At 40.2% G+C, this 18,813-nt stretch carries 16 protein-coding genes and 1 riboswitch; of the genes, 4 read left to right on the top strand and 12 right to left on the bottom strand.

The features are described 5' to 3' along the window. Positions 1-363: 363 nt before the first annotated feature. Genes NQ185_RS06710 through NQ185_RS06700 form a run of 3 tightly spaced genes read right to left on the bottom strand, consistent with a single transcriptional unit; the run spans position 364 to position 3,639 of the window. Entirely contained in the window at positions 364-1,641 is a 1,278-nt protein-coding gene (locus NQ185_RS06710; RefSeq protein WP_257580830.1) for an ABC transporter ATP-binding protein, read from the bottom strand. Between the two features lie 2 nt (positions 1,642-1,643). Next, on the bottom strand, positions 1,644-2,690 hold the full coding sequence (locus NQ185_RS06705; RefSeq protein ID WP_257580829.1) for a FecCD family ABC transporter permease: 1,047 nt from the start codon (positions 2,688-2,690) through the stop codon (positions 1,644-1,646). Further along, positions 2,653-3,639: an ABC transporter substrate-binding protein gene (locus tag NQ185_RS06700; protein ID WP_257580828.1), complete on the bottom strand. Its 987-nt coding sequence runs from the start codon at positions 3,637-3,639 to the stop codon at positions 2,653-2,655. The genes NQ185_RS06705 and NQ185_RS06700 overlap by 38 nt, the downstream gene beginning before the upstream one ends. A gap of 245 nt (positions 3,640-3,884) precedes the next feature. Continuing rightward, positions 3,885-4,068, bottom strand: a riboswitch (cobalamin riboswitch). Positions 4,069-4,184: 116 nt separating this feature from the next. Here NQ185_RS06700 and cls point away from each other — a divergent pair. Further along, the gene (gene cls, locus NQ185_RS06695) at positions 4,185-5,381 is read left to right on the top strand and encodes a cardiolipin synthase (protein WP_257580827.1); all 1,197 of its coding nucleotides are present in this window, start codon (positions 4,185-4,187) and stop codon (positions 5,379-5,381) included. 251 nt (positions 5,382-5,632) lie between these two features. On the opposite strand, the gene argS is transcribed toward cls, so the two are convergent. Both argS and NQ185_RS06685 read right to left on the bottom strand, forming a co-directional pair. Beyond that, positions 5,633-7,303, bottom strand: coding sequence for an arginine--tRNA ligase (gene argS, locus NQ185_RS06690; protein ID WP_257580826.1), 1,671 nt, complete (start codon positions 7,301-7,303; stop codon positions 5,633-5,635). 2 nt (positions 7,304-7,305) lie between these two features. Beyond that, positions 7,306-7,719, bottom strand: a complete 414-nt coding sequence (locus NQ185_RS06685) for a YwiB family protein (protein WP_257580824.1) — start codon at positions 7,717-7,719, stop codon at positions 7,306-7,308. A 157-nt stretch (positions 7,720-7,876) separates the two neighbouring features. Between NQ185_RS06685 and NQ185_RS06680 the strand changes: the two genes are divergently transcribed. Continuing rightward, a complete protein-coding gene (locus NQ185_RS06680) occupies positions 7,877-8,989 on the top strand; it encodes a GGDEF domain-containing protein (RefSeq protein ID WP_257580823.1) in 1,113 nt (370 codons plus the stop codon). A 296-nt stretch (positions 8,990-9,285) separates the two neighbouring features. On the opposite strand, the gene speB is transcribed toward NQ185_RS06680, so the two are convergent. Together speB and speE are read right to left on the bottom strand one after the other, a co-directional pair. After that, entirely contained in the window at positions 9,286-10,158 is an 873-nt protein-coding gene (gene speB, locus NQ185_RS06675; RefSeq protein ID WP_257580822.1) for an agmatinase, read from the bottom strand. Between the two features lie 35 nt (positions 10,159-10,193). Beyond that, complete coding sequence (speE, locus tag NQ185_RS06670) at positions 10,194-11,042, bottom strand: spermidine synthase (RefSeq protein ID WP_257580821.1); 849 nt, start codon at positions 11,040-11,042, stop codon at positions 10,194-10,196. A 496-nt stretch (positions 11,043-11,538) separates the two neighbouring features. Between speE and NQ185_RS06665 the strand changes: the two genes are divergently transcribed. Continuing rightward, positions 11,539-13,539: a transglycosylase domain-containing protein gene (locus NQ185_RS06665; RefSeq protein WP_373370785.1), complete on the top strand. Its 2,001-nt coding sequence runs from the start codon at positions 11,539-11,541 to the stop codon at positions 13,537-13,539. A 26-nt stretch (positions 13,540-13,565) separates the two neighbouring features. Here the strand turns inward: NQ185_RS06665 and NQ185_RS06660 are convergent, their stop codons facing one another. The 5 genes from NQ185_RS06660 to NQ185_RS06640 all read right to left on the bottom strand — a co-directional run bounded on the left by NQ185_RS06660 (position 13,566) and on the right by NQ185_RS06640 (position 18,400). Further along, entirely contained in the window at positions 13,566-14,405 is an 840-nt protein-coding gene (locus tag NQ185_RS06660) for a M15 family metallopeptidase (RefSeq protein ID WP_257580819.1), read from the bottom strand. A gap of 277 nt (positions 14,406-14,682) precedes the next feature. Further along, on the bottom strand, positions 14,683-15,780 hold the full coding sequence (locus tag NQ185_RS06655; RefSeq protein ID WP_257580818.1) for a HAMP domain-containing sensor histidine kinase: 1,098 nt from the start codon (positions 15,778-15,780) through the stop codon (positions 14,683-14,685). After that, complete coding sequence (locus NQ185_RS06650) at positions 15,773-16,459, bottom strand: response regulator transcription factor (RefSeq protein WP_257580817.1); 687 nt, start codon at positions 16,457-16,459, stop codon at positions 15,773-15,775. Before NQ185_RS06650 ends, NQ185_RS06655 begins: the two co-directional genes overlap by 8 nt. 733 nt (positions 16,460-17,192) lie before the next feature. Beyond that, the gene (locus tag NQ185_RS06645) at positions 17,193-17,717 is read right to left on the bottom strand and encodes a YwhD family protein (protein ID WP_257580816.1); all 525 of its coding nucleotides are present in this window, start codon (positions 17,715-17,717) and stop codon (positions 17,193-17,195) included. A gap of 29 nt (positions 17,718-17,746) precedes the next feature. Further along, positions 17,747-18,400: a site-2 protease family protein gene (locus NQ185_RS06640; protein WP_257580815.1), complete on the bottom strand. Its 654-nt coding sequence runs from the start codon at positions 18,398-18,400 to the stop codon at positions 17,747-17,749. Positions 18,401-18,464: 64 nt separating this feature from the next. Between NQ185_RS06640 and thmT the strand changes: the two genes are divergently transcribed. Then, a complete protein-coding gene (gene thmT / locus NQ185_RS06635; protein ID WP_307000323.1) occupies positions 18,465-18,716 on the top strand; it encodes a 2-hydroxymuconate tautomerase in 252 nt (83 codons plus the stop codon). Positions 18,717-18,813: the final 97 nt, after the last annotated feature.

Raw genomic sequence — 18,813 nt, 5'->3', positions numbered from 1 at the left:
TGTGACCTCTTTGCTTGTTTTTTCGACTTCAAGGGCACATTGAACCTTTCATTGTGACCTCTTTGCTTGTTTTTTCGACTTCAAGGGCACATTGAACCTTTCATTGTGACCTCTTTGCTTGTTTTTTCGACTTCAAGGGCACATTGAACCTTTCATTGTGACCTCCTTGCTTGTTTTTTTGACTACAAGGGCACATTGAACCTTTCATCGTGACCCCTTTCTTTTTTTCGGCTACAGGGGCACGATGAACCTTTCATCGTGACCTCCTTGCTTATTTTTTCGGCTACAGGGGCACGATGAACTCTCTGTATACTACCAGCTCTAATTCAGATAGTTAGAATTAGCTACACCACGCTTTCCCCATTAAAATTGACTTCCTTTTAGCACTCCTAACTTTTCCCGCACACCTCTCTGTATATCCCCTACCAACATTTCCGCCTCAATAGGCATCCCCTTTTGCGAGGCGGCAACGACAATTGCTCCTCCACCACTTTCGCCCGCGCTCAATGCTCTCTCTTCGCTTGCTGCTATGATTCCTTTAAGGAACGCTTCATCGGAAATGATTCCATTTACAAATATGCATAGGTTGATATCTCCATGTTCCATGCCTGCGGAAACCATGACAAAAATATGCCGATATGTTCCGTACCAAACCAATTCAGGACCCTTCGCAGGCATTGCGACTGCCAAATCACTTCCAGGAACCTCCTTGGAAAAATAGTGAATGAACTTTGTCCGCCAACCTATCCCAGCACCAACAGAAGATGATGCCATTACCTTTAAAGGAAACGGCGAAATGAGTTCGGCAACATCGTCCCTCATTTTCAATAAAGTTTGGTCTATATTAAAATTGCCCATCTCTCCATCTTCAGGAACCAATGCCATTTGCGGCTTCGGAATTTTCGGGTGTGGTTGAAAGTCTATGCTAGTTTCGTACACTTCTTGAATTTGCTCTTTTTGTAAAACCTCATCGACGTTTCCGATTGCGCGAATTTTTCCCTTATCTAAAAGAAGGAGTTTATCACAATAAAGACTAGCTAGATTTAAATCATGAAAAATAGAGACGACGGTCAAACCTTGATCCCTAGTCCATTTTTTTAATAAATCCAATAAATCTTTTTGAAAGGATAAATCTAAATGGTTGGTCGGCTCGTCCAGCAATAGAATTTTTGGTTGTTGGGCAAGGGCTTGGGCTAGAAAAACTCGTTGACGTTCTCCACCCGAAAGTTCATGCAGCAGTTTATTTTGAAAAAAACCGACTCCTGTTAAAGCCATTGCTTCATCAATTATTTTTTCATCTACTGCATCATTTCGACTCAGCCATCCACGCTGATGTGCATAGCGGCCTAACGAAACGGTTTCCCGAACTGTATAAGCAAACACTTCCGATGATACTTGCGGCAATACGGCTGTAATTTTTGCCAATTCCTTAACGGAGTAATTTCCCAGTGGCTTTTTATTTATAAAAATATCCCCATGATCAGGAGCAAGCAACCCACTAATCATTTTCAAAAGGGTCGTTTTTCCACTGCCATTCGGCCCGAGAATGCCGAATAACTCGCCAGCCCCTACCATAAAAGATACATCTTTCAATACACTAAAACCGGGATAGCCTCCATATAAGCCATTCACTTGAAGCATATCTATCCCCTTCTTTCCATACGTCTTTTTACTAAAATCGCAGCAAATGCCGGAGCACCAATTAAGGCCGTGATAACGCCGATTGGGAGTTCCGCAGGTTGAATGATGGTCCTCGCAACTAAATCGGCTAAAATAAGAAATCCCGCTCCAACTAACATCGATAATGGCAGCAAATGCTTGTGATCGGGTCCTGAAAGCATTCTCACGAAATGCGGAATGACGAGTCCGACAAAACCAATCGTTCCCGACACGGCAACCGCGGCACCGGTAAGCAGCGATCCCGCTAGCAAAATCGCTAGTTTTCTCCTTTCGACATTCACTCCTAGATGCTTAGCACGATCTTCACCAAAAGTCATCGCATTTAATTCACGCACATTCATCATGAGAATCAGGCTTCCAACAATAAAAAAAGGCAGAATAATTCGAACGTAGCTCCAACCGCGCATTGAGACACTGCCGAGGAGCCAGCCGATAATTTGCCTTAGCTCTTCTCCAGAAAGGGCAATCATTAAAGACAGTACTGCTCCGAGAAATGAGCTGAAAATTATGCCCGTCAATATAATCGTCTCCACTTTCATTGAAGGTTCGATTGTTCTTGCAAAAAATAAAACGAGGAAAATGGTGATGAAGGAAGCAATAATACTCAATAATGGCAATGTAAATATCCCGGCGAAAGGCAGTGATAGTTGGAAAAATAACACAACGACCGCTCCGACGGAAGCTCCGGATGAGACACCTAATGTATAAGGGTCTGCGAGTGGATTTCTGAGCAGTCCTTGAAAAGCCGCTCCTGCAACTGCAAGAGAGGCTCCCACTAGGCCTGCCAACACAACACGTGGAAGACGGATGTTCATGACAATGTTTGTCATGATATCCGCCTCATTATTTCGTTGTAATTTTAAAAACACTGCAACGATTTCTTTAAACGGCACATTTACGGTACCGATGGCGATTCCAAGAAAAATCGCCAATAGTAAAAATCCGACCGCGCTCAAATATGAAACTACTTTTTTATTTCCCGAAAACGTCCGGGTAAATGGCTTTTGCAAGCTCCTCTACTCCTTCAACAATCCGCGGACCTGAACGGCTCACAAGGTCCTCATTCACTAAGTAAACTTGATTTTCTTTTATAGCTGTAATATCTTTCCAAGCTGCGCGGCCTTTAATCTCTTCCGTTGCATTCTCAACAAAACCAACTGTCGTAATAATTGTATCTGGATTCATTTCAACAACTGCTTCTTCATTAATTTGAACCCAGCCTTCCTGCTCACCGGCAGCATTCTTAGCATTTATGGCTTCAAGCATTTCGTTCATAAAAGTATTTTTTCCAGTTGTATAAATCTCTGGCGCTGGTGAAACCTCTACAAAGACTGTTTTTTGATCTGAAATGGACTCAGCCTTCTTCTTGATTTCGTCCAACTTCGATTTCATATCTTGAATCAGTTGCTCAGCCTCGGCTGTTTTTCCTGTCGCTTTTCCAATCATTTCAATCGATGCATACACAGCATCAAAGCTTTGCGCATCATTTACGACAAGCACCGTAATCCCGCCGTCTTTTAACTGTTTAAGACCCGCTTCCCAAAAAGCTGCGACTGAACCATGGGCAAGAACAAGATCCGGATTTAACGAGAGGATTTTTTCTACATTTAGTTCCATTCCAGCCACTTTTTCTTTCGTAGCCGCTTCTTCTGGATAGTTATCATTTTCTGAAACGCCGACAACTGTTTCTCCCTCACCTAAGGCATAAACAATCTCTGTATTACTTGGAATTAACGAAACAATTTTCTCAGGCTTTTTCTCGATCACTACATCTGTATCACTTGCATCTTTTATCGTAACTGGAAATGCTTCCTCAGTTTGTTCTGTATTTTCGCCCTCCTGTTCCGAAACAGGTAGTTTGTTGTTGTCTTCATTTTTCGAGTTCCCTTCATTTCCACATGCTGCTAATATTCCAAATACGAGTAAAAATGCAGCAAATATACCGAATAGCTTTTTCATTTTTTACGTTCCCCCTAATGTTGTTTTTTTAAATGGCCGTTCGCTTAATTGTTAAAGCCCAATAGCAGGCTAGAAATTCAAACGGTTCTTATGAAGCTCTTTTCTCAGTTGGACATTAACATTCAAGCTCATTATCATCATGTATGAGAAAAGAGCCTTAAAAATAAAAAACATCCCCAAAACATGGAGATGTACGAAAGCATAATAAACTTGCCTTTTCTCCACCTCCCTATCCTCGTAGGTTTATTGGTGCAATGGAATCGGCAGGTCTCCTGGCTTTTGATCATCGCTCCCTGTTCCTTCCCATGCATACGCACAGTGGTTTATACAGAAAGCTCCCAATTACAGTGGCGGGACCGCGTTGGATTTTAACCAACTTCCCTTTTCAGCTTCCCTCTTAAAGGAAGCACCGATATCCAAGCTATGTAATTTTACGATTCTCATTGATTATACATCTTTTTTTCCAAACCTACATCTTTTTCATTATGTTCTGGTCATAATAATTAAGTATAGTGCTTGTGATTCTAGATGATGGAGGTTTGAAAATGGGTTGGTTATTAGGCATCTTACTCGTAATTACCTTGCTCATTGTATGGTGCTACGCCGATTTTCACCTCGGGCTTTATGTGCATAAAAAACGTTGGAAAAAACGTTCATATCCACTAAGAAAAGGTGAGCTTCAGTTAATTACAAATGGACCGGATTTATTTGAAATTTATTTTAAAGACTTGAGAGAAGCGAAATCCAGCATTCATATTTTATTTTATATCGTAAAAAATGATCGCTTTAGCCAAGCTTTTTGGGATGTATTAATCGAAAAGGCTCGGGAGGGTGTAAAAGTTCAGCTGCTCCTCGATTGGCTCGGCAGCCGCCATGTTCGGAAAAAGTGGATTAAAAAAGCACGAAGTTGTGGAATCGACATTGCTTTTAGTCATGGACCACGTTTTCCGTTTCTTATTTTTACCCTACAACAGAGAAACCATCGAAAAATCACCATCATTGATGATCATATAGGTTATTTGGGTGGATATAATATCGGCAAGGAATACATTAATTTAGATCCGAAGCTCTCACCTTGGCGTGATTATCATGTTCGAGTGAAGGGCGAGGGCATTTCAGATTTGCAAAATGAATTTATGGTCGATTGGGTAAGGGCTAAGAAAAAGAGAGTAGCAAAACATAAGGACGATCTTGTTGAAAATGGAAAAATGCTTCATCGTTTCTATCCATCAGAAGGGGTTGGAGTAGAATATCATCTTCTCAAACTGATTGACGGGGCAAAGACTTCTATCTTGATTGGAACTCCATATTTTATACCGACAGAAGCTTTAATAGCATCCCTTGAAGCTGCAATGAAAAGAGGTGTATCACTTACTGTTTTAGTCCCTGAAACGGCTGACCATGCCATTGTAAAGGAAGCCTCTTTCCGTTATTTACGGAGGGTGCTTGCTGGAGGCGGACAAGTTTATCAGTTTGAAAAAGGGTTTTTCCACGCTAAAGTGATAATTGTAGATGGAGAAATTTGTGATATCGGCACAGCCAATTTTGATCAAAGAAGCATTTTATTAAACCATGAAATAAATTGTTATATTTATGATAAAACGTTTATTGCAGATGTCGAACGCGCCTTATATGAGGATATTAGTCATTCACATCCAATGTCGTTAGGAAAGTTGAATAACGTTGGATTAGGTGTTCGGTTTAAGGAATGGATTGGGTGGATTATTAGGGGGTTATTGTGAAAAGTTTGTCTTCTTTTCGAAACTACAAACTATATATTCCAAATCTGAACTTGATTCGGACTGAAACCTTGATAAAATCATTTTTCAGGTCGAATTCGCCATTAATTCGAGCTGAAATCTTGATAAGGAACGAATATGTGCTTAATTAGGAAAGGTTTCAAAAAAACCTGCCCGATTCCTAACTCGTCGTCTTTGCTAAAATAACCCTTTAAAAAGGGTGTCTCCCATTAAAAAGAGACACCTTTTCCCATTTACATTTTTTCCGGAGCTGATACCCCGACAAGCGCAAGGGCATTTTTCAATGTAATCTGTACCGATTTTACTAGAGCTAGACGAGCCTTTGTTTCTTCCACATTTTCTTCATTGAGTACTTTCTCTGCATTGTAAAAACTATGGAAGAAAGAAGCAAGTTCATATACATAATGTGTGATTCGATGCGGAATGCGTTTTTCTGCTGCATCGGCAACGATTTGTGGGAATTCACCGAGCTTTTTCAATAAGTCAATGGATTTTTCGCTCGTCAATAGGGAAAGATCTGCATCGCCGTCAACGGAAAATCCTTTTTCCTCAGCTGAACGGAGAATGCTCCAAATTCGCGCATGGGCGTATTGCGCGTAGTACACAGGGTTTTCATTCGATTCAGAAACGGCTAAATCCAAGTCAAAGTCCATATGAGTATCTGAACTTCTCATCGCAAAGAAGTAGCGCACAGCATCTAAACCGACTTCTTCAATCAATTCGCGCATCGTAACTGCCTTCCCTGTTCGCTTGCTCATCTTCATTTTTTCCCCATCTTTATAAAGATGAACGAGCTGGATGATTTCCACTTCGAGACGGTCACGTTCGTATCCCAATGCTTCGATTGCTGCTTTCATGCGTGGAATATACCCATGGTGGTCCGCACCCCAAATGTTAATAAGTTTATCAAAACCTCTATCTAGTTTATCCAAATGATAAGCAATATCGGGCGTTAAGTATGTGTACGTTCCATCATTTTTAATGAGAACACGATCTTTGTCATCGCCGAACTCTGTTGATCTAAACCATGTGGCTCCATCCAGCTCATAAATATGACCTCTTTCGCGAAGTTGATCTAAAGCTGGCTGAATTTTCTTATTTTCGTATAAAGATGTTTCTGAATACCATACATCGAAGCGTACTCGGAAATTTTCCAAATCTCGTTTTAACTTTTCCAATTCATATTCAAGTCCATATTTACGGAAAAAATCGAAGCGCATTTTTTCATCGACATTGACGTATTTGTCTCCAAATTCATCGGCAAGTTTTTGCCCAATGCCGATAATATCCTTCCCATGATACCCATCTTCCGGCATCTCTTTTTCAATTCCAAGCGCTTGGAAATAGCGCGCCTCTACTGACAAAGCTAAATTATGAATCTGATTTCCAGCATCGTTGATATAAAATTCACGCGATACATCATAACCTGCTTTATCAAGGATATTGCATAAAGAATCACCGACAGCCGCTCCGCGAGCATGTCCAAGGTGGAGATCACCAGTAGGATTAGCCGATACGAACTCAACTTGGACTTTTTCTCCTTTTCCCGCGTCAGAACGACCGTAATCTTCATTCTGCTCAAGAATTGTACGGATAATATCTGTTAAATAGCTGTTGTCCATGTAAAAGTTAATAAAACCTGGGCCTGCGATCTCAATTTTTTCAATCGATGCTTTCGTGCGGTCAAAATGGGTTTGAATTTGCTCAGCTATTGCACGAGGCGCCTTTTTGGCGATACGTGCAAGCTGCATCGCCATGTTTGTAGAATAATCACCATGTGTTTTATCTTTTGGTGTTTCAAGGATGACTTCTGGAAGTAATTCCTCTGTCGCCAGTTCAGCTTTCAACACAGCTGCCTTAATTTCCGCCTTTAAGTTTTCTTGAATTTGTTCAACAATATTCATAATTACAGCTTATCCTCCTTATATTCTAGTTCCATTTCATAATATCCAGCGAGTGTTCCTTGCATCGATAAGTCGTAGGCTAGACTTAATTTCCCTTCCTCGTGGCTCAGCTTTTTTGTGTCTGTCATTAAAAAAATATTTCCCAATGTGCTTTCATGCGACCCTTGCATTTGTTCTGATAAACTGAAAGCTAAACGCATTTTCATGAGGCCGCTTCGTATAATGACAGCATCCTTTTGCATAATTTTTACAACTGTATGGATTATTCCTTCTTCTTGAACTTCATCATATTTTAAATATATTGTAGTCCCCTTCTGATAACGAGTACCAAAAACGGTTAATTCGTATGTCTCAATCTCATCGTCGATCCTCACTCTTGTTGTGAGTTGGATTTTGACTGGGGTTTGAGTATCCACGGCCAAAAAACCACCTTTATCTATAGTTTAACCTTTTTATTATAGGAAACTTTCACGCGGAAGTCTATTTTGCCGGATAACAACGCAATATTCCCTTTATTAATGGTGCACATATCGCTATAATGATAACGACAAAATTCGATAATAGGGGATATTTATGTTTTTAGAAATGGCAATTAATTTTTGTGTTTTATTTACTTTTAGTGTGCTTTCGTACTGGCCCTTTCAAAATCGGGTCCGTTTTCATATTCCCTTTCCTACCTTACACCCTTTATTAATTGGACTTATTAGCGCAATTACTGGTCTTGTTTTAATGCATACCGCTGTTCGGATTACAGATTCTATTATTGTTGATGCGCGCATGGTAGTCATTGTCTTGTCGGGAATATTTGGCGGTCCAATCGCTCCATTGGTTAGCGGTTTGATTATTGGCGGAGCAAGGATTTTTATTACAGAAGTGACGTTTGATTCAATCATTGCCGGGACAGGTACAATCGTTGGTGGGTTAGTTATTTCTTATTTCACAAAAAGAAAAGGAATGTCCTTTCGAAATTCGCGTTTTTATTTTTATTACTATATTGCTCAAACTTCATTTATCCTAGCATTTCTCATGGACTTTTCATGGAAGGCTGCTGCTCAAATTGTTTATTTTATTATTTTCTCATTTCTTTCGTTCTTTACGGTTCTTTTTATTTTTCGAGAATTGGATATTCATTTTAAAAAGGTGAATATGGCGGAAAGATTGGCGGAAACAGACTTTTTAACAGGGCTTTATAATAATAGGATGTTTCAGAAAGTGACTGAACAGATTACTTCAGATGCAAATGTTCCTTTCTGTCTCCTTCTACTCGATATTGATCATTTTAAAAAGGTAAATGATTCATACGGACACCCGATTGGAGATGAAGTACTACGTGAGCTTGCTTCAAGGTTGAGAAGGGCTTCACATAGCTATAATGGGATTGTGTCAAGAAATGGTGGAGAGGAGTTTTCAGTCATCCTTCCAAATGCTGAAAAAGAAATGGGTATGGAAGTGGCTGAAACGGTTCGGTCAGCTGTGGAAAGCACCTCGTTTAAGACGACAAATCGATTAGAGCTTAACATTACCGTTTCTGTTGGTGTCAGTACATTCCCTAATAACGGTGACAAGATACAAAAACTTTTCAACCAGTCTGATATAGCTTTGTACTATGCGAAAAATACGGGTCGAAATAAAGTGGTTCATATTGAAGATACAGATAAGGCTACCCCGAAATCAGCTTATAATTGATAACTGATTCGAGTAGCCTTCTTTTTATGTTTTATATTCACAGTTATAACTGATTGTTGATGTCACTGTATTTGAAAATAAACGGATAATTTCCGTTTAAATTAGGAAATACTCATATTTCCTTAAAAATAAAGGAAGTTTTTCCGTTTATATCATCCAAATCTTTTGATCTTGTCATATTTAGAGCAATTAATCGGAATATCTCCGCTTATATCTGCTTCATAAGCTTCCTCTGTATAATTAACAGTAAACTTTCCGCCTATTAATTCTTATACCTACACGAAAAAATAACAGAGCTATTTTATAAAACCAAGCAACATCTCTCTTATTAGCTTACTCGCTGTGTTAGCTGTTTGCTCAGAGTGGTCGTACACGGGCGCCACTTCCACGAGATCGCAGCCGACGACGTTGATGTCAGAATGAGCGATTTCATGAATCGATGCCAACAGTTCTTTTGACGTAATACCACCCGCGTCCACGGTTCCTGTTCCAGGAGCGTGAGCAGGGTCAAGAACATCTATATCGATTGTTACATAAACTGGGCGACCGGAGAGTGAAGGCAGGGCCTTTTTTAACGGTTCAAGCACTTCAAATTTGGCGATATGCATGCCATTTTCTTTCGCCCATTCGAATTCTTCTTTCATTCCGGAGCGGATCCCGAATGAGTAAATATTTTTTGCGCCAATCAAGTCGGCGGCTTTTCGAATTGGAGTGGAATGTGAAAGTGGCTCCCCTTCATATTCAGTACGCAGATCGGTATGAGCATCCATATGAATGATGGCTAGATTCGGATATTTTTTATACATCGCTTTTAGGACCGGCCATGTAACTAAGTGTTCGCCCCCCATTCCAAAGGGGAATTTTCCAGCCTCTAATAATGTATCGATATATTTTTCAATCATATCTAGACTTTTCTGTGCATTTCCAAAGGGAAGTGGGATATCACCGGCATCAAAGTATTTAATTTCAGACATCTCTCTGTCAAGATACGGACTGTATTCTTCAAGTCCAATCGACACTTTGCGAATTTGCCCAGGGCCAAAACGGGAACCAGGGCGATAACTAACCGTCCAATCCATCGGCATTCCATATATTACTACTTGGCTCTCCTCAAAATTCGGGTGGCTGCCAATGAATACATTCCCCGAATACGTTTCATCAAAACGCATCTAAATCCTCCTCTATTTAACCTGTCCCTTTGGGGTCAGTCCCCATTGACCCCGTCCCCAGATAAATCCGCGATGAATTTTGGAAGGACAAAGGCTGCTTTGTGCAGGTCTTTTGTATAGTATTTTGTTTCGATTGGGTGGAAACGACTATCTTCTACTTCAAGTGGGTCATAGCGCTTGGAGCCGAGTGTAAAGGTCCACATTCCACTTGGATATGTTGGGACATTAGCGATATAAAGCTTCGTAATTGGGAATATTTCCTTCACATCTCGCTGAACTTCGCGAATGAGGTCAGCTTTAAACCAAGGATTATCTGTTTGGGCAACAAAAATTCCATCCTCTTTTAAAGCCTTTGAAATACCTGCATAAAAGCCTTTCGTAAATAAATTCACGGCAGGGCCGACTGGTTCTGTTGAATCGACCATGATGACATCATATTCATTTTCGCTTTTTGCTATTTCCATGAATCCATCATCTACTTTTACTTCGACGCGATCATTATCCAGTTCACCTGCAATTGAAGGCAAGTATTGCTTTGAGTATTCTATCACTTTCCCATCTATATCGACAAGAACGGCCTTCTTAACAGAAGGATGCTTCATAATTTCGCGAATGACCCCGCCATCGCCCCCGCCTACTACTAAAACACGCTCAGGATTGGGATGTGTAAATAAAGGTACATGGGCCACCATTTCATGATAAACAAATTCATCCTTTTCCGTCGTCATGACCATTCCGTCAAGCAGCAGCATATTCCCCCACTCTTCTGTTTCTACCATCTCCAGCATTTGGAAATCCGTCTGCTCCGTATGTAATGTACGCTTTACCTTCATTGTGATGCCGTAATGATCAGTCTGCTTTTCAGTAAACCATAAACCTCCCATTTTTACAGCCATCCTTCCGTGTGCCCGGGCACATTATTTTGTCTAGCTACAGCGCCTATCGACTAGTGGATTTCTTCTTCCCTTCCTACGATAAGGAAGCCAGATTCGTCCTAACGGACTCTTCGTGTTTCCTTTATCTCGTCAAGGAATACGAAATCCATACGTCGATAAACAAGGCGCTTTCGCTTTTCTTTGTCCAGCTACAGCGCCTATCGACTAGTGGATTTCTTCTTCCCTTCCTACGATAAGGAAGCCAGATTCGTCCTAACGGACTCTTCGTGTTTCCTTTATCTCGTCAAGGAATACGAAATCCATACGTCAATAAACAAGGCGCTTTCGCTTTTCTTTATAGTTTTCCACTAGCTTACATTTACAAACACAAAAATTATAGAAAAAACGGCCAACAAAGTAAAGATTTTTTGAAAGAGTTGAATAAAATCATGGTTTTTCTTTCATACTGATGATAAAAGATTGCTAGATTGGGGTGATGAAAGGTATGGAGACAGAAACGAGAGCTCATAGAAAAAAGTGGAGAACAATTCGACTGCTGACGTTTACTAGTATTTTAGCCATTGGGGCACTCGGGGCGCTTATTTTCTCATTTTTTATTTATATTAAAATACTTGGTCCTCCACCACTTGCCATTCCACAATCGACTTTGTATTACGCGAACGACGGGTCTGTTATTGGAGAAAGCAATAGTGGAGAAAAGCGTTATTGGGTAAAGCTCGACGATATTTCTCCATCCACGATTGACGCGGCCATCGCCATTGAAGACCGCACTTTTTACAATCATTCTGGCTTTGATTTTAAAAGAATTGTTGGTGCTGTTGTGGCGAATGTGAAAGCGATGAAAAAAGTGCAAGGAGCAAGTACCATTTCCCAACAATATGCTCGAAATCTATTTTTGACGATGGATAAAACGTGGAAACGAAAAATTTCTGAAGCCATCTATACGATTCGTCTCGAAGGAAATTATACTAAAGATGAAATATTAGAAGGTTATTTAAATACGATAAACTTTGGACACGGTGCATATGGGATTGAAGCGGCAAGCCAATTTTACTTCGGAAAGAATGCGAAGGACTTAAGTATTGCTGAAGGTGCTATGCTCACGGGAATTCCAAAAGGTCCTGGCATTTACTCGCCACTCATTAACTATGAAAAAGCTAAAAAAAGACAGCTGCTCATTTTAAAATCAATGCAAAAAACGAACATGATTACTGCAAAGACTGCAAAAGAAGCTGGCGAAGAACAACTGATTTTCACTGGAAAGCACCCACATCATCGCGCTGACTCCGCTCCTTATTTTTATGATATCGTAAAAAAGGAATTATTAACGAAAGTTGGTCTTGATGAAAGAGTTTTAGCGCTTGGCGGGTTAAAAGTTTTTACAACACTTGATCCAAAGCAACAAGAGATTGCGGAAAATGTGATGAACGAAACGTTCTCTAAAGACTCAGATATTCAAGTCGGCTTTGCGGCGATGGATCCGAAAACAGGTTTCGTCACAGCTCTAATAGGGGGAAGAAATTATGATGAAAGTCCATTTAACCGCGCAACCCAAGCAGTGCGTCAACCTGGATCTACCATTAAACCACTTCTTTATTACGCAGCACTTGAGCGAGGTTTTACACCGTCAACCTTGATGCGAAGTGAACCGACCACATTTAAATTCGAAGGAGATACGGAATACACCCCGCATAATTTTAATAATCGTTATGCGAATAGTGGAGTGACGATGGCTCAGGCTCTCGCTGTATCGGACAATATATATGCTGTTAAAACTCATCTATTTCTTGGCGAAAAAGTGTTAGTGGATACCGTTAATAAATTTGGAATCGCATCAAGGATGGCCCCTGTTCCATCTCTTGCACTCGGAACTTCCGGGGTAAAGGTTGTGGAATTGCTAAATGCTTATAGCATGCTAGCAAATGGCGGGAAAAATGTAGAACCAATCTTTATTCAGAAAGTAGTAGATTATCGCGGAAAAGTAATTTACGAGGTTGAGGAAAAAGAAGAACAGGTGTTAAAGCCGGAACTTGCCTTTATTATGAGTCAAATGATGACAGGGATGTTCGATCATAAATTGAATGGATATGCGACCGTTACGGGGGCTTCGATTACAAACCAAATGAGTAGAGTATATGCCGGGAAATCCGGTTCAACCATATCGGATAGCTGGATGGCCGGCTTCACTCCGGGACTTTCAGCTGTCGTTTGGACAGGCTATGACCAAGGAAAAGAAATCACTTTAACTGCGGATAAGGTTTACGCGAAAAATATGTGGATTCGTTTTATGGAGCGAGCCATAAAAGGCCAGTCTGAAAAGCTGCATACATTTAGGCCACCTGCAGGAGTAACAGCTGTTCCAATCGACCCAACAAACGGAAAATTAGCTACAAATCTATGTCCGGTCTTTAGGTTAACCTATTTTGAAAAAGGGACTGAACCGGAAGAAATTTGCACAGAGCACTTGCTAACGGGGCCAAATTAATTGGCTCCGTTATTTTGTTCCTCCTATTACTCCACTCCTGTTACGATGATTCCACTCTTATTATCCCCGGATATTTCATAATTGCGGCTAACTGCCGCTTTTATAGAAGGCTTTCCTTTGAAATCATAATAGGAAATATAATATTTCTTCCCTTCATAACGAAGCGAAAACGACTTCTTCTTTTTTACGTAATCCAAATATTGTTCCAACGTATAATTTTTTTTAAACATAATGGCACTATGCGGCAAACCGACATAGCGGAAATGCCATGGCTCATACTGAATGCCAGTAATCGCCGTCTTATCTTTTGGGTAACGCAAAATAAATCCGTATTTCCAGGAGTTCTTCTCAAGCCACTTTCCCTCTTCGGCATCCTCCATTTTATTTAACGTTGAGCCAATATCAAGTGCCAACCCCAAATTATGTTCACTAAATCCCGCGGGCAAAGCATATGCAGGTCCCATCTCTTCATAAAGCTGGTTTTGTTCTTCGAAACTACGAAAACCACTATTAATCATAAAATGGTTGACATGATCTTTTTTAGCTGCATTGACCATTGCAGAGAAGCGCTCTGCCACCATTTCCGATAACATGATTGCGGGATCCAGCAATTGATACTCTTGAATATAATCCGGGTGTCCACTTAAATAGATCACATCTCGCTGTACACCTATATCTTGCACCGGGTTATCGAGACCTACCAATAATAAATTCCCATAATAAACATGTTCCTTTTCAATCGTAATATGAGAGGTATCCTTACTTTTTTCGTTCGAGATATTAATTTCCCGATTTCCATCACTAAACTTATAACCGAATAACAGCACTAGTATTCCTAACAACACAATCCACTTTATCTTTTTCATCTTATCGTCCCTCCATCTTTATAATAGGAAAGACAATTAAAGAAAAAGGAAAGAAAAGATAAAGTTTTTATTAAGATTTGTAAGAAAAGCGGAAGCGCCTGTTCATCGACGTACAAACTTCAGGGCCTTCGACTGAGATAAAGGAAACACGACGAGGGACGAGTCGATGTTGACTTATCGTAGGGAGAAGGACAAGAAGTTTGCTAGTCGATAGGCGCTGGAGGTGGACAGCGTTAGCCATAGTTCTAAAATATAGACCTTAAAAGACTTCAATTTTCTATACTTGTCGAGGCAGACGAACTTCAAACTTAGTATGAATGGGATCGCTATAAGCTGTAATCGTTCCGTTATGCTGTTCGATAATATTTTTAGCTATGAAAAGCCCTAGTCCTGTACTATTATGCTCCAACGAGCGAGAGCGGTCGCCTGTATAAAACACATCAAAAATATGGGTTAGGTCATCTTCTGGAATATAACTTCCGTAGTTCATGACGTCTATAACTATCATATTTCCATCTGCATACCCTTTTATATCAATATATTTTCCTTCTGAACCGTAGCGGATGGCATTCGTTAGTAAATTCTCAAATACTCGCGCCAGCATTTCCCCGTCACCTAGAATTTGCAGGTTCGGAACCATATCTATCCTAGCAATTAAATGGTTTTTTTCTAAACTCGGATAAAATTCCTCTTTTAATTGTAGGATCAGTTCTCCAATATTGATTGGGTCCTTTTCCATTTTTAGCATACCGTAATTTAAGCGGGAGATTTCAAAAAGTTCATCTATCAATTTCTCCAAGCGTAATGATTTTGTATGGGCAATCGACAAAAAATGCTTCATTTGATCTTCGGAAATTTGTTGATCCTTCATAAGCAATTCTAAATATCCTAAAACAGAAGTGAGTGGTGTACGTAAATCATGGGCTAAGTTGACGATAAGTTGCTCTTTACTGCTGATGGCAAGATTTTCTCTTTGCAAAGATTCTTTCAATTCCTGTGCAGCTTTATTAATATCCTCAGCGATCACTCTGAACTCATCATTCGTAGAAATATGTACCCGGCTATTAAAATCACCATTTGCAATCTGATGAATGCCAGTTGAAATTTTTTTAAAATACGTTCCGTAAGACTTTGTAAGTAAGAAAAAAAACAGAATCGCAAGCGGAATAAAAATAATGAGGAAGACATTAATATCCCCTATACTCGCAATTGTTCTTCGAATATTTGCCAACGGTTCTCCCATTTGCACTTGAGATGTTTGATAATAATGCTGGAGTATTTTATAGAGACCGAACGTAATCGTGCCTGCCATGAGCATGCTGACGCATAGACGAATGATCATTTGAGTTCGAAAGCTGCGCATTATTTTAGCCATTGAATGTATACCCAACTCCCCAAACGGTTTTAATGAATTTATTTTTTTGCTGGTCTTCTTTTAACTTTTTTCGTAAACCTCGAATATGTACCATTACGGTATTACTGCCTTCATAATACTCTTCCCCCCACACGTGCTGGAAGATGTTTTCTACACTATAAACCTTCTTTGGGTAACTAGCTAATAAGTATAAAATATCAAACTCTTTTGGGGTTAATTCAATTATCTCACCGTATAATGTTACTGTCCGTTCGTCCAAATTTATATTCAATCCGCCCACTTCTATTTCATGGCTTTTTCCATTAGTTTGACTCAAAAGCTTGGAGCGGCGAAGCTGGGCGTTGACCCTTGCCACCAATTCCATTGGGTTGAACGGTTTAGACATATAATCGTCTGCGCCCATCACAAGTCCTGTAATTTTATCTAAATCAGATTGTTTAGCACTTAAAAAAATAACAGGCAATGCATATTCCTCGCGAATTTCGCGAATCACTTCATAACCATCCATTTTCGGCATCATAATATCTAAAACAGCTAAATCGATATTTCGTGTTTGTATCGCCTGAAGCGCTTCCATTCCGTCGTGAACTTTGATGATTTGATAGCCTTCCTTCTCTAAATGAAATCCTACTAAATCAGCAATCTCTTTTTCATCATCCGCTATCAATACTGTTACCATAATTTCACCACCTAAATAATCGATAAAAAAACCTGAGGTGTGCGGCCTCAGGTTTCAGTGTCCAGCTGCAGGCGCCAGCCCCTCGAGGTCAAATAACCTGAGGCAATAAAAGTCAAAGTGCAGACTTTTTTGCCTCAGAACATTTGCTTGTCGGGGCTAATCAGGCGCCTTCCGCTTTTCGTGTGTCCAGCTGCAGCGCCAGCCCCTCGAGGTCAAATAACCTGAGGCAATAAAAGTCAAAGTGCAGACTTTTTTGCCTCAGAACATTTGCTTGTCGGGGCTAATCAGGCGCCTTCCGCTTTTCGTGTGTCCAGCTGCAGCGCCTAGCGACTAGCGAACTACATGACTTCTCCCTACGATAAGTCTACATCGATTCGCCTTGCAGGCTCACCGTGTTTCCTTTATCTCAGTCGAAGTCACTGTAGTTCGTACGTCGATGAACAGGCGCTTCCGCTTTTCGTTGTCCAGCTGCAGCGCCTAGCGACTAGCGAACTACATGACTTTTCCCTACGATAAGTCTACATCGATTCGCCTTGCAGGCTCACCGTGTTTCCTTTATCTCAGTCGAAGTCACTGTAGTTTGTACGTCGATGAACAGGCGCTTCCGCTTTTCGTGTCCTAGTTCGCATTTAATGTGCAAACTATATGTAAGTTTACTTTTTTTCTGCTCAATCGGCAAGTACGCACTACTATATTTGCAAAATGTCATAGATTGTACAAATCTTTCTACTGCTTAATTAAATTCTTCTTTCAGTTCTTCACTTGAGCGATCCCATATTCCTTCATCGTGCTGTTTTAAAAATGCTGCCAGGTTTTTTCTCGATTCTTCTTCCATATTATGAACAATGACCTGCCCTTTCATTGCCCTATCCATATGGTTCACATGTTCTGGCATCGATTTGTAGCCTCTACGTGCAGGGCGATTAATATATAATTCGCAAGCAGTGACCCCTGCATAATATGGTCCCTCTGGCTTTCGATCGACCGCTACCCATATGATCCAGTATTTCTTTGTATCTTCATTCGGATAATCCGTTAAAAGCTCCTCAAGACTTTTTACGTATCTAACCCCACGCTCCGTCTTGCTCCTGGCATGCATGGCTTGAAGTTCAATCCACACTTCTCCGGATTCTACATCTACCATTATAGGAGTTATATTTTCCAAACTAAGAGAGCCAATTCCGAATCCTTTATGCCCGTCTGTAGGGTCATTTTTAATAATATTGAATTCTAGTTTCTTCTTCCCTTGTTCCACCAAAAAACCTCCTCACACTTTTCATTTTTACCTTATATAAACAATGCAAACACATTTTGAATACTTTCAATAAAAAAAGGAACTGCTGTGTAGATAACTGGGTAAATCGTATACTGCCCAAGCGGAGTTATAACTAGAACGATAAATAGTAATGAACCAAATTGCTCATACTGCGTCATTTTTGCCCTTACTGAAGGCGGTAGAAGATCTTCTAAAATCCTATATCCATCCAAAGGCGGGAGCGGCAGTAAATTAAAAACAAATAATAAAACATTAAAATATACAAATAAATCAAAGAACTTCATAACCAAAGGCGGTAATGATGCAGCAACCCCCGTTATAATAAGTATATATAAAACACCCATCCCAATAAAAGCAAGTAAGAAATTACTTACCGGCCCCATCAAGGACACCACTATACCACCGAGACGAGGATTTTTAAAATGATATCTATTAACCGGGACAGGTCTTGCCCAACCAAAGCCTGCGATAAAAATGAGCAATGTCCCAATCGGATCCAAATGGTGGATTGGATTCAATGTCAATCTTCCCTGATCTTTGGCAGTCGTATCTCCAAATTTATAGGCTGTATAAGCATGTGCAAATTCATGCACAGTAAAAGCGATGAGCAATATCGCTGCAATTAACGGAATTTCTTCAAGAGGGAATCTAAGAAAACGTTCCACATATCCAACCCCTTCATAATTAACTCTTCCAAAACATTATAGCAAAAATTAGGATAAATCCTTATTGATTCAACCTATAAAAAAGCATACACTTTCCTTGAGTACATATTTTTGTAGGAGGAATTTATACATGCCTTACGTAACTGTAAAAATGCTAGAAGGCCGAAATGAAGAACAGAAAAAAGCCTTGGTAGAAAAAGTAACAGCCGCCGTTGTTGAAACAACTGGAGCCTCGGAAGACAAAGTTGTTGTTTTCATAGAGGAAATGAGCAAAAACCATTATGCGGTTGGCGGAAAGAGATTAAGTGACGAATAGAAAAGCGGAAGCGCCTGTTCCATCGACGTATCGATTTCGTATTCCCTAACGAGATAAAGGAAACACGATGAGTCCGGTAGGACGAGTCTGGCTTCCT

This window comes from Lederbergia panacisoli, from assembly GCF_024626525.1.
Classification (GTDB): Bacteria; Bacillota; Bacilli; order Bacillales; family Bacillaceae_C; genus Lederbergia; species Lederbergia panacisoli.
The sequence above is the reverse complement of the archived record's forward strand: the minus strand, read 5'-3'. Positions and strand labels throughout refer to the sequence as shown.

Excerpts from the sequence above, each read along its gene's own strand:
- NQ185_RS06710 (WP_257580830.1), bottom strand. The coding sequence starts at position 1,641 with ATGCTTCAAGTGAATGGCTTATATGGAGGCTATCCCGGTTTTAGTGTA.
- NQ185_RS06700 (WP_257580828.1), bottom strand. The coding sequence starts at position 3,639 with ATGAAAAAGCTATTCGGTATATTTGCTGCATTTTTACTCGTATTTGGA.
- cls (WP_257580827.1), top strand. The coding sequence starts at position 4,185 with ATGGGTTGGTTATTAGGCATCTTACTCGTAATTACCTTGCTCATTGTA.
- argS (WP_257580826.1), bottom strand. The coding sequence starts at position 7,303 with ATGAATATTGTTGAACAAATTCAAGAAAACTTAAAGGCGGAAATTAAG.
- NQ185_RS06680 (WP_257580823.1), top strand. The coding sequence starts at position 7,877 with ATGTTTTTAGAAATGGCAATTAATTTTTGTGTTTTATTTACTTTTAGT.
- speB (WP_257580822.1), bottom strand. The coding sequence starts at position 10,158 with ATGCGTTTTGATGAAACGTATTCGGGGAATGTATTCATTGGCAGCCAC.
- speE (WP_257580821.1), bottom strand. The coding sequence starts at position 11,042 with ATGGGAGGTTTATGGTTTACTGAAAAGCAGACTGATCATTACGGCATC.
- NQ185_RS06665 (WP_373370785.1), top strand. The coding sequence starts at position 11,539 with ATGGAGACAGAAACGAGAGCTCATAGAAAAAAGTGGAGAACAATTCGA.
- NQ185_RS06660 (WP_257580819.1), bottom strand. The coding sequence starts at position 14,405 with ATGAAAAAGATAAAGTGGATTGTGTTGTTAGGAATACTAGTGCTGTTA.
- NQ185_RS06655 (WP_257580818.1), bottom strand. The coding sequence starts at position 15,780 with ATGGCTAAAATAATGCGCAGCTTTCGAACTCAAATGATCATTCGTCTA.
- NQ185_RS06650 (WP_257580817.1), bottom strand. The coding sequence starts at position 16,459 with ATGGTAACAGTATTGATAGCGGATGATGAAAAAGAGATTGCTGATTTA.